The organism is Thermoanaerobaculia bacterium (assembly GCA_035260525.1).
GTDB lineage: Bacteria > Acidobacteriota > Thermoanaerobaculia > UBA5066 > DATFVB01 > DATFVB01.
Map to the genome: position 1 here is coordinate 1 of DATFVB010000207.1, position 11,185 is coordinate 11,185.

Here is an 11,185-nt window from a genome sequence, read left to right on the forward strand (position 1 = left end):
CGCGTTCCTCATCGAAGCGCTGAAGCCCGTCGCGGAAGAGATCGGGTTGTAGTTCGCGCAGCCGGCGAAGGTTGCGGGACGGAGGAGGCGAGCGGGATCGCGGGTCCTGTCGCGGCGCGCCCCGCCGGGACCGACCGGCGCACGCTGCGGAGGGGCTGCAGGACCGTGCGCGGCGGCCGGATCCTCGGCGGGAGTCGTGCCGCGCCACCCGCGCCGCTCGCGACGGGAGCTCGCGACCTTCGGGCAGACGCTCGCCAAGGGGTCTTTGGCGGAGGCGCGCACGAGCGTGCGCGCGACTGTGGAGATGATCGCGCAGCCGGCGAAGGTCGCGGGACGGAGGAGGCGCGCCGGCTTGGTAGTGTGCCGAAAGTTCTGCAAAAGAGGGGGGCCGAAGGATCTCCGATAAGGTTTTTGCGACCAAACAAGAACCATAAGGAGGAGATCGATGGCCCCGAGGCAGAAGAGTAAGGCAACGGCGAGGGATTGGAAGGAGTTGCTGGGAGGAGACGGAGATTTTTTCCGGTCGGTGGTGAAGGAAGTTTTGCAAGAGGTTCTCGAGCAAGAGATGGACGAGGCGGTGGGGGCGCGCAAGGGAGAGCGCACGGCTCTGAGGGTGGGGTATCGGAGCGGCTACTACGAGAGATACCTCACGACGCGGGTGGGGACAATGGAGCTTCGGATACCGCAGGACCGGGACGGGCGGTTTTCGACCGAGCTGTTCGAGCGTTACCAGCGCAGCGAGAAGGCGCTGTTTTCGGCTCTGGCCGAGATGTACGTCCAGGGCGTCTCCACGCGCAAGGTCAAGGCGATCACCGAAGAGCTGTGCGGGCACGCATTCTCGGCTTCGGCCATCAGCCGGATCAATCAGACACTGGATGAGCAGCTGGAGCAGTTTTCGCAGCGCAAGCTCGAGGAGGATTACCCGTACCTGATTCTCGACGCCCGCTACGAGCGGGTGCGGGTCAACGGGACGATCGACCCCCAGGCGGTTCTGATCGCCATTGGGATCAACAACGAGGGGAGGCGCTGTGTTTTGGCCGTCGAGCTGGCCAATCGCGAGAGCCGCAGCAGCTGGAAAGACTTCCTGCTCAAGCTCAAGGATCGAGGTCTACGCGGCGTCGAGCTCGTGGTTTCCGACGACCACGCCGGCCTCAAGATCGCCATCCGGGAGGTTTTTGCCGATTCCGCCTGGCAGCGTTGTTACGTGCATTTCCTCCGCAACGCGCTGGACTACCTGCCGCGCCGGGGCGGCGACGATTGCCTCCGTGAGCTGCGCTGGCTCTACGATCGCCGCGACGTCCGGGAGGCGCGGGCCGACCTGGCGTCCTGGCTGGGCAAATGGCAGGGCAAGTATGCCAAGCTCTGCCTGTGGGTCGAGGAAAACATCGAGGAAACGCTGACCTTCTACCGGTTCCCTTTGGCTCACCACAAGCACATCAAGTCCACCAATATGCTCGAACGCCTCAACCAGGAGATCAAGCGCCGCACCCATGTGGTGAGAATCTTTCCCAACGAGAAAAGTTGTCTGCGCCTGATCCGGGCGCTGGCCCTGGAAACGCATGAACACTGGATCGAAGCCATCCGCTACCTCAACATGGAGGCGCTCCGAGAACTCAAGAAGGAACGAATCAGGACGGCGGCTTAACCCCGATGCGGAGATCCAGCCCCCGACCGAATTTGCAGAACTTGACAGACACAACTCGCCCGGCCGGCTCGATGCATCGGCGCGCCCGCTAATCGATCCCGCAGGCCTTCCGCGCCCTGGCGAGCGTCGCCGACGCGATCTTGCGCGCCTTCGCGGCGCCGTCCTGCAGGACGCCGTCGACGTAGCGAGGATTCTTCTGGAGATCCTTCCGGCGCTCGCGGGCCGGTCCGAACCGCTCGTCGAGGAGCGCGATCAACCGCTTCTTGACCTCGGAATACTTGAGGCCGCCGGCCGTGAAACGCGCGCGCCATTGGGCCGTCTCTTCCGGCGTCGCGAAGAGCTTGACGAGATTGAAGACGTTGTTCGCGTCCGGGTCCTTGGGCGCCTCGACGGGAGCGGAGTCGGTGACGATGGCCATGACGCGCTCCTTCAGCGCCTTCCCCTCGAGGAAGATCCCGATGTCGTTGCCGTAGGACTTCGACATCTTCTGGCCGTCGATGCCCGGGACGACCCCCGCCTCGGGAAGAATCCGGTCCTGGGGCAGCTTGAAGACCTCGCCGTAAAGATGGTTGAAGCTCCCCGCGATGTCGCGCGCGACCTCGACGTGCTGCTTCTGGTCCTTGCCGACCGGGACGACGTCGGCATCGACGATCAGGATGTCGGCCGCCATCAGCACCGGATAGGAGAAGAGCCCGTGGTCCGGGGAGAGCCCCCGCGCGATCTTGTCCTTGTACGAGGTGCAGCGCTCCAGGAGCCCCATCGGCGTCACGGTCGTGAGCAGCCACGAGAGCTCCGGGATCTCGTGGACGTCGGACTGCTTGTAGAAGGCCGCCTTCGCCGGATCCAGGCCGAGCGCGAGGTAGTCGAGAGCGACGTCCCGGACGTTTTCGCGCAGCAGATCCGGGTCCTTGACGGTCGTCAGGGCGTGCAAGTCCGCGATGAAATAGAAGGCGTCCCCGCTCTCCTGGAGCTCGAGGTGCTGCCGGAGCGCGCCCAGGTAATTGCCCAGGTGCAGCTTGCCCGAGGGCTGGATGCCGGACAGGATGCGCATTTCGGTGGGCAAGATTACCAGACGGCTCCCTCACCCGCCCGCCTTCGCTCTTGCGAGCTTCGGCGGGGCGGCCTCTCCCGCGGGGAGAGGCGGGGCCGATGTGCCACCACAGGGAGATTGCCGCGGTCGCTCCGCTCCTTCGCCAGAAGGCTTCCTCCTTCGCCGAGGCTTCGGCGGGACGAGTCGGCGCGGCAGGCCGCTCCCTCGCAATGACGGAGCCGGATCCAAGCTCCCTCACCCGCCCGCCTTCGTTCTTGCGAGCTTCGGCGGGCGGCCTCCGCCTTCGCCGAGGCTACGGCGCGACAGGTCTCCCGCGGGGAGAGGCGGGGTCCAACGAGCTGGAAATCGCGGTCACTCGAATCATAGATCGGGCGCGCGAGGCGCGAGCCCGGCGGGATGCGGGCGGCCCGCGAGATCCCGAGGCATACCGGCGGCGTATGTCGCAGGGTCTCGCGGACGGCACGCGCCCGCCCGGCTCGATGCATCGCGCGCCCGAAAACCAGCGTGATCTTGACCTCAGACCATCCTTCTTCTAAGGTCAGCCTATGCGCGGAGACGACATCGTCGTAATCCTGACCTCGGTCGGCACGGAAGAGCAGGGCCTCGACATCGCGGAAGCGCTCGTCCACCGCCGGCACGCGGTCTGCGTCAACATGATCCCCTCGCTCCGGTCGATCTACCGGTGGAAGGGGAAGGTCTGCGAGGACACGGAATATCTCCTCGTGATCAAGACGATCGCCAAGCGCTTCCCCGACGCCGCCGAGACGATCCGGGAGATCAACTCCTACGAGCTGCCCGAGATCCTCTCTTTCTCGATCCGCAATGCCGACGCCCGCTTCTGCCAGTGGATCGTCGACGGGGTCGAGGAGAAGCGGGGCCGGAAGAAGAAAGCGGCGGCGGCGCCCCGGGCGGGCAAGACGGCCGCGAAGAAGCCGTCAAAACGCCGACAGCGCGCGGCCGAGATCCGAAAGTAAGTCCTCTTCGTCCTCGATCCCCACGGAGATCCGGACCAGCCCCGGCGTGATGCCGAGCTTGCCCCGGTCCTCCTCCGGCACCGACGCGTGCGTCATCGTCGCCGGGTGGCAGATGAGCGTCTCGACTCCTCCCAGGCTCTCCCCTAACGAGCAGATCTTCACGGTGTCCAGCAGCGCCTTGGCGTGGGCGTAGCTTCCGACGTCGAACGAGATGAGCGCGCCGAAGCCGCGCATCTGACGCTTCGCGAGGTCGTGCTGCGGGTGCGAGGCGAGGCCGGGATAGAAGACCTTCCGAACCTTCGGATGCTTTTCGAGGAAGGCCGCGACCGCGCGCCCGTTCGCCTCGTGGCGGTCCATCCGGACGGCGAGCGTCTTGACGCCCCTCAGCACGAGCCAGGAATCGAAGGGGGAGAGGATCGCGCCGGCGGAGTTCTGCACGAAGCCGAGCCACTCGTCGAGCTCCTTCGTCTTCGAGATCGCGGCGCCTCCGACCGAGTCGGAATGGCCGTTCAAGAACTTCGTCGTCGAGTGGACGACGATGTCGGCCCCGAGCTCGAGCGGGCGCTGCAAATACGGAGTCGCGAACGTGTTGTCGACGACGACGAGGATGTCCCTGCCGTCTTTCGCGATTTTCGCGGGCTTCCCTTTCGCGACCTCGACGATCGCGGCGATGTCGCAGAGCGACATCATCGGGTTCGTCGGGGTCTCGAGATGGATGAACCGCGTGTTTTTCCGGAGCGCGCGGAGGACGTTGCCCGGATCGCGCGTGTCGACGAAGGAGAATTCCACCCCCATGTGCGAGAGGATCCGGTTGTAGAGCCGGAACGTCCCGCCGTAGGTGTTGTCGGAGACGACGACGTGCTCCCCCGCTTTCGCGAACGTCGCGACCGCCGAGATCGCGGCCATCCCCGACGCGAAGCAGCGCGAGGCCGCGCCCCGCTCGAGCGCCGCGAGGTTCTCCTCGAGGGCGCGCCGCGTCGGGTTTCCCGTGCGGGCGTACTCGTATCCCTTGTGGCGGCCGAGCTCCGGCTGGACGTAGGTCGACGTCTGGTAGATCGGGACCGAGACGGCGCCCGTCGTGGGATCCGGCTCGTTTCCCGCGTGGATCGCGTCGGTCGAGAAGCCCGTCACTCGAGGACTCCCTGTCCCGGGTAGCGTTCGGCGCCGTCGGGGAAGAGCGTCACGACCGTCTTCCCAAGCCCCAGGCGTCGGGCGATCCGCCGGGCCGCGGCGGCGTTGGCGCCCGATGATCCGCCGACGAGGAGCCCTTCGGTCCGGCCGAGCTCGCGGCAGGCGGCGAACGCCTCGTCGTCGGAAATCATGATCGCCTCGTCGATGAGACTCCGGTCGAGGATCTCCGGGAGGAACGACAGGCCGACCCCTTCGACCTCGTGGTGACCCGGCTCGCCTCCCTGCAGGATCGAGCCCTGGGGCTCGACGGCGACGCGCATCAGCCCGGGATGGCGCTCTCCGAGATACCGGGCGCAGCCGATGAAAGTTCCCGTGGAGCCGACGCCGACCACCAGCGCGTCGATCTTTCCGTCGCACTGCTCCTCGATCTCGGGGCCGGTCGTGTCGTAATGGGCGCGCGGGTTGACCGGGTTCTTGAACTGCTGCGGCATGTAAGAACCGGGCCGCGATGCGACGATCTCTTCGGCCTTCGCGATCGCGCCCTTCATCCCCTTCGCCGCGTCGGTGCGGACGACGGTGGCGCCGAGCCCCTGCATCACCTTGCACTTCATGTGCGCGTAGCCTTCCGGCACGACGAAGATCGCCTCGTAGCCCTTCGCGGCCGCGACCATCGCGAGTCCGACCCCGGTGTTTCCGGAGGTCGGCTCGACGATCGCGGCGCCCGGCTTCAACACCCCGCGCCGCTCGGCGTCCTCGACCATCGCCCTGGCGATCCGGTCCTTCACGCTGCCGGCGGGATTCAGGTACTCGAGCTTGGCGCGAACGTCGAGCCCCGGCGCGAACCTCGACAGCCTCAGCATCGGCGTGTTGCCGACGAGATCGATCAGGGAATCACACGTGCGCGAAGCGATGGCGGTCGTCATGGGGCGGACGGAATCGTAGCAGGGGGGCCGGAAAAGCGAAAGATCCGGCTCGAGTACTCCGACGCGTCCTGTCTCACTCGCCATCCCCCGTCATTGCGAGCCAAGCGAAGCCATCTCCGAATCGAGGAACGGTGTGGAGACTGCTTCGCCGCTGCGCGCCTCGCAATAGCCGATGAGATGGGATCTCGCCGATGGGCGATGAAAGCCGACTTTGTCATTCTGAGGAGCGAAGCGACGAAGAATCTACCCCGCCGGGAGCAGATCCTTCGCGGAATTTACCCTTGAGCGAGCCAGGAGTAGATCCTTCCCGCCTTCGCCAAGGCTTCGGCGCGGCAGGCCGCGGCGCTCAGGATGACGGCCGCGTGCGAAGGACTCAGGATGACGGCTGCGACCGAAGGGATGGCAGCCGCGAGCGAAAGGCTCAGGTCGCTCGATTCGCCGCCCCGCGCTTGCGCCCCCGAGCCGGCTCGCGGGACAGCGCGCCGGAAAAAAAAGAGGGGGCCGTTCGGCCCCCTCCTCCGGATCAGAAAAAAGGAAGTGCTCAGTACGCCTGGGATTGCGGCTGGCGGCGCGACTGGTAGCAGTCGCGGCAGTAGACCGGCTTCCCGTTGGTCGGGTTGAACGGCACCTGGGTCTGCTTCCCGCACGCGTCGCACGTGACCGTGTAAAGCGTGCGCTCGCGGGAGTCCCCTCCGGCGGTCTTGCGCTTGTCGCGGCACACTTTGCACCGCTTCGGCTCGTTGGTGAAACCCTTGCGGGCGTAGAACTCCTGGTCGTCGGCCGAGAAAAGGAACGTCGCGCCGCAATCCACGCAGGTGAGGTTTTTGTCCGTAAACTGGTTCATGGTGACTCTTCGTGACTCCCGGGGATTCGTGATCCCCAAAAAACGTTAAATTTTAGAAGCAACCCGGCGCCACGCGCCGGAAGGGGAAGATTGACCGTCTCGATTCGAGGTCGGCGGGGCGATCCCGGGCCCCATGCATTTCTACTGCGACCGACCCCCTTTCAAAGACATAGCCGCGCCGAGCGCGCAAGAGGGCCGTTCACTGTTCAGGACGGAAATCGATCGGGCGATACACGGTTGTGGCACTGGCTCGGTTAGCTATTCGACAGCCGGACAGTAGCAGACAATGGCAGGAGGCGCAACAAAAAAGCCCGCCCCTGCCGCGCCGCGAGGCGGACGGTCAATGAAACCGATTCGATTCAGCTACTTACCCGGAACTCCCTCGACCGGAGAGGAGGCCGTCGCATACCGTTTCTTCGGGATCCGTCCGGCCCGGAACGCGTCGCGACCCGCCTCCACGGCGGCTCGCATCGCCCCGGCCATGCGGACGGGATCGGCGGCGCCGGCAATTCCCGTGTTCATCAGGACCGCCGCGACGCCGAGCTCCATGGCCAGACACGCGTCGGACGCGGTGCCGACTCCCGCGTCGACGATCACGGGGACGGACGCCTTTTCCAGGATGATCGAGATGTTGTTCGCGTTCTGGATCCCGAGTCCGGAGCCGATCGGGGCGCCGAGCGGCATCACGGCCGCCGCCCCCGCGTCCTCGAGCTTCCGGCAGACGATCGGATCGTCCGACGTGTAGGGGAAGACGGTGAATCCCTCGGCGACGAGCGTCCGCGTCGCCTTGAGCAGCTCGTCGTTGTCGGGGTAGAGGGTCTGCTCGTCGCCCAGGACCTCGAGCTTCACCCAGTCGGAAAGCCCGACCTCCCGCCCGAGCCGCGCCGTCCGGACGGCGTCGTCGGCCGTGTAACAGCCGGCCGTGTTCGGCAGGATCGTCATCCCGTCGGGCAGCCAGTCGAGCAGGGACTCCTTCGAGCGGTCCGTCAGGTTGACCCGCCGGACGGCCACGGTGACGATCTCCGATCCCGACGCGGCGAGCGCTTCCTTCATCAGCGGGAAAGACGCGTACTTCCCCGTCCCGACGATCAGCCGCGACCGGAACTCCCGGCCGCCGAGGCCGAACGTGTCTTCTCGCGTCCGGCTCGCGGCGGCCGGCGCCGATGCGGCGGTCACGCCGACACCCCCTGGAGCTCGCGGACCTTGATCTCGGAGACCGCGTTCTTTCGATCCACGAAGACGAGCGCGGGCGCGGGTCTTGGCTCCCCGACCTCGACGGTTCCGTACGCGGCGATGATCACGAGATCCCCCGGCTCGACCAGGCGCGCCGCGGCGCCGTTGACCGAGATCGTTCCCGACCCTTCCGGCGCCTCGATCGCGTAGGTCGAAAACCGCGAGCCCCGCGTCACGTCGTACACCTCGACCCGGTCGTACGGCTCGATCGCCGCCGCCTCGAGGAGCGCCGCGTCGATGCCGATCGACCCTTCGTAATCCACCTCCGCCTGCGTCACCGTGGCGCGGTGGATCTTTCCCCGCAGAACTTCCTTCTTCATCGCTGTCCTTGTCCTTCCAGTAAAACGTTGTCGAGCAATCGGATCTTCCCGAGCCGGACGGCGGCGGCGAGCGCCGCTCCCGCGACCGGCCCGGCGACGCGGCGCATCGTCGAAGGATCGACGACCTCCGCGTAGTCGACCGAGAATCCCGCCTCTTCGAGCTCCCGCCGCCCCTTCGCCTCGGCGGCGGCGACCGGCTCCCCGGACGCGATCCGCTCCGCGGTCGAGAAGAGGACGCGCGGGAACGCGGCCGCCCGCCGGCGTTCCTCGGGCGAGAGATAGGCGTTGCGCGAGGAGCGCGCCAGGCCGTCGTCCTCGCGGGAGATCGGCGCCACGATCAGACGGATCGGAAAGTCGAGATCCTCGATCATCTTCCGCACGACCGCCGCCTGCTGGAGGTCCTTGCGCCCGAAGACGGCCACGTCGGGGAGGACGACGTGGAAGAGCTTGGCGACGACGGTCGCGACTCCGGTGAAGTGACCGGGGCGAGCGGCGCCTTCCTCGCCCTCCGAGACTCCCGAGACCGTCACGGCCGTCGCGAAGCCGGGAGGATAGAACTCCGCCGCATCCGGCCGGAACACGGCGTCGACCCCTTCGTGCCGGAGCCGATCGAGGTCGGCCTCGAGCGTCCGCGGGTACTTCGTGAAGTCTTCCGACGGGGAAAACTGCAGCGGGTTGACGAAGATCGAGACGACGACGGTCGCCGCCTCCTCGCGCGCGCGCCGCACGAGCGACAGATGTCCTTCGTGGAGGGCGCCCATCGTCGGCACGAAGCCGACCGGCCCGAGCGCGCGGCGGGAAGAGAGCGCCGAGCGGAGCTCCGGGATCGAGGAGGTAACGAACACGGTGTTCTCCGGCGCCTCAGTACACCCGCCGGAGCGGCGGCGCGTCGGGGACGAACGTCTCCTCGCGCGACGGGAAAGCGCCCGACTTGACGTCCTCGAGATAGCGCCGCGCGGCGTCCTCGATCACGGGCGCGAGGTCCGCGTAGCGCCGGACGAACTTCGGCCGGAAGTCGCCCGAAAGCCCGAGCAGGTCGTGGTAGACGAGCACCTGGCCGTCGCAGTGCGGGCCGGCGCCGATCCCGATCGTCGGGACCGGGATCGACTCCGTGATGCGCGCGGCGAGCGCGTCGGGCACGCACTCGAGCACGATCGAGAAGCACCCGGCCTCGGCGAGCGCCTTCGCGTCCTCCAGGATGTCCTCGGCGGCGCCCGCCGTCTTCCCCTGGACCCGGAAGCCGCCGAACTTCCGGAAGGACTGCGGCGTCATCCCGACGTGGCCCATGACGGGGATGTCGGCGGCGAGGATCGCCTCGACCGAGGGAAGGACGCGCCGGCCCCCTTCGAGCTTGACCGCCCCGCAGCCCCCCTCGGCGAGGAACCGCCCCGCGTTCCTGACGGCCTCGGCCGGGCTCGCCTGGTAGGAGAGGAAAGGCATGTCGCCGACGACGAGCGCGCGCCGGGCGGCGCCCGACACGGCCGAGGCATGCCGCACGAGCGCGTCGAGGCTCGCCGTCAGGGTCGAAGAGCGGCCGTAGACCGCCATCTCGACCGAGTCGCCGACGAGCAGGACGTCGATCCCCGCCGCGTCGAGAAGGCGCGCCGACGGCGCGTCGTACGCCGTGAGCACGGCGATTTTCTCTTTCCCTTTGCGGGAGACGAGCTCCGGAATGGAAACCGGCGTTTCCGCTGTCTTCACGTTCGCTCCTCGGCCTTCGGTCGGCCCCCGAGGGTGGCCGCCGAAAAGGGCTCGTGAAAAATGTCCTCCGTCTCGGTCCCGCCTATCGGGATCCGATCGGAACGTAATATTGTACGCCCTTTTTGATCTTCTTGATCTGCTCCACGAGGTCGTCGAAATGCTCCGGCCGGGTGACGAAGTCGATCTCGTTGGTGTCGACGACGAGGAGCGGCGTCTCCTCGTAGTGGTAGAAGTAGTAGTTGTAGGCCTCGATCAGCTGCCGCAGGTAGTCGACCGAGATCGACTTCTCGTATCCCAGGTTCCGCTTCTTGACGCGCTTCAGGCACGTCTCGAGCGATCCCTGCAGGTAGATGACGAGGTCCGGCTTCGGGACGCTCTCGGACAGCAGGTTGTAGAGCTTGTCGTAGATCAGGAGCTCCGAGTCGTCGAGGTTCAGGCACGCGAAGATCTTGTCCTTCGGGAACGTGTAGTCGGCCACCACGAGCCCGGAGAAGAGGTCGATCTGGGCGATCTCGCGCTGCTGCTGGTACCGCGAGAGGAGGAAAAAGAGCTGCGTCTGGAAGGCCGCTCCCTTCCGGTTCTTGTAGAAGTCGGGGAGAAACGGGTTGTCGATGTCCTCGAGAACCTTCACCCCCTGGAATCGCTTGGCGAGGAGCTCGACGAGGGAGGTCTTCCCGACGCCGATCGGCCCGTCGATCGCGATGTGGTGGAGGGGGAGCTCGGTTCTGGGGGAAGTGGTCACGATGGAAGAGATTTTATCCCGGATCGGCCGGCCCGGTTTCGCGACGCTCGCCGAGCTCCCTCATCCGCCGGCTTGCGCCGGCACCTTCTCCCGCCGGGAGAAGGAAGGCTGATCTGCCCCGTAACCCCAGGGCAGATCCTTCGTCGCTTTGCTCCTCAGGATGACAAGCCCGGGAACGCCGCGCCCGACCTCCCGGTGCGATTGCCGACGTCGAGGTTCAGTTGACCACAACGGCGAGGCGCGGCCAGACGCGAGCCCGCCGGGATGCGGGTCGGCCGCTGGCGGTGAAGGCGTACACAGAACGTACGTCGAGCCGCCGGCGGGCGGCACGCGCCCGGCCGGGACAAATCAGTCATGACCCAGATCGAGGCGCGGCCAGACGGGTTGAAAGACGCGTTCGGGGCACTCGCCGGCGGGTAAGGCGTACCGGGGCGTACGTTGCGCCCGGCGGCGGGCGCACGGACGCGTATAGCAGCCCGAATGGTCCGCGCCCGACCTCCCGGTGCGATTGCCGACTTCGAGGTTCAGTTGACCACAACGGCGAGGCGCGGCGAGACGCGAGCCCGCCGGGATGCGGGTCGGCCGCCGGCGGTGAAGGCGTACACAGAACGTACGTCGAGC

Annotated in this window: 11 protein-coding genes; 2 read left to right on the plus strand and 9 right to left on the minus strand. The window is 66.9% G+C overall.

The features are described from left to right. The first annotated feature begins 445 nt into the window (after positions 1-445). Positions 446-1,645: an IS256 family transposase gene (locus VKH46_10610; protein ID HKB71284.1), complete on the plus strand. Its 1,200-nt coding sequence runs from the start codon at positions 446-448 to the stop codon at positions 1,643-1,645. A gap of 88 nt (positions 1,646-1,733) precedes the next feature. Here VKH46_10610 and trpS read toward each other — a convergent pair whose 3' ends face one another. Beyond that, positions 1,734-2,696: a tryptophan--tRNA ligase gene (gene trpS, locus VKH46_10615; GenBank protein HKB71285.1), complete on the minus strand. Its 963-nt coding sequence runs from the start codon at positions 2,694-2,696 to the stop codon at positions 1,734-1,736. Between the two features lie 545 nt (positions 2,697-3,241). Here trpS and cutA point away from each other — a divergent pair. Continuing rightward, positions 3,242-3,670 (plus strand): divalent-cation tolerance protein CutA, encoded by a 429-nt coding sequence (cutA, locus tag VKH46_10620; protein ID HKB71286.1) that lies wholly within the window; start codon positions 3,242-3,244, stop codon positions 3,668-3,670. Here the strand turns inward: cutA and VKH46_10625 are convergent. The 8 genes from VKH46_10625 to VKH46_10660 all read right to left on the minus strand — a co-directional run bounded on the left by VKH46_10625 (position 3,632) and on the right by VKH46_10660 (position 10,564). Next, complete coding sequence (locus VKH46_10625; GenBank protein HKB71287.1) at positions 3,632-4,801, minus strand: PLP-dependent aspartate aminotransferase family protein; 1,170 nt, start codon at positions 4,799-4,801, stop codon at positions 3,632-3,634. The two genes, cutA and VKH46_10625, sit on opposite strands and share 39 nt — an antisense overlap. Next, positions 4,798-5,724 carry a cysteine synthase family protein gene (locus tag VKH46_10630; protein HKB71288.1) on the minus strand — a complete coding sequence of 309 codons (927 nt, stop codon included), beginning with the start codon at positions 5,722-5,724 and terminating at the stop codon, positions 4,798-4,800. Before VKH46_10630 ends, VKH46_10625 begins: the two co-directional genes overlap by 4 nt. Positions 5,725-6,265: 541 nt before the next feature. Then, the gene (locus VKH46_10635; protein ID HKB71289.1) at positions 6,266-6,568 is read right to left on the minus strand and encodes a zinc-ribbon domain containing protein; all 303 of its coding nucleotides are present in this window, start codon (positions 6,566-6,568) and stop codon (positions 6,266-6,268) included. Between the two features lie 363 nt (positions 6,569-6,931). Beyond that, the gene (locus VKH46_10640; protein HKB71290.1) at positions 6,932-7,744 is read right to left on the minus strand and encodes a thiazole synthase; all 813 of its coding nucleotides are present in this window, start codon (positions 7,742-7,744) and stop codon (positions 6,932-6,934) included. Next, on the minus strand, positions 7,741-8,121 hold the full coding sequence (gene panD / locus VKH46_10645) for an aspartate 1-decarboxylase (GenBank protein ID HKB71291.1): 381 nt from the start codon (positions 8,119-8,121) through the stop codon (positions 7,741-7,743). Before panD ends, VKH46_10640 begins: the two co-directional genes overlap by 4 nt. Then, entirely contained in the window at positions 8,118-8,966 is an 849-nt protein-coding gene (gene panC, locus VKH46_10650; GenBank protein ID HKB71292.1) for a pantoate--beta-alanine ligase, read from the minus strand. The genes panD and panC overlap by 4 nt, the downstream gene beginning before the upstream one ends. Before the next feature lie 16 nt (positions 8,967-8,982). Next, the gene (gene panB, locus VKH46_10655) at positions 8,983-9,822 is read right to left on the minus strand and encodes a 3-methyl-2-oxobutanoate hydroxymethyltransferase (GenBank protein HKB71293.1); all 840 of its coding nucleotides are present in this window, start codon (positions 9,820-9,822) and stop codon (positions 8,983-8,985) included. An 82-nt stretch (positions 9,823-9,904) separates the two neighbouring features. Continuing rightward, a complete protein-coding gene (locus VKH46_10660) occupies positions 9,905-10,564 on the minus strand; it encodes a deoxynucleoside kinase (protein HKB71294.1) in 660 nt (219 codons plus the stop codon). Between the last annotated feature and the right edge of the window lie 621 nt (positions 10,565-11,185).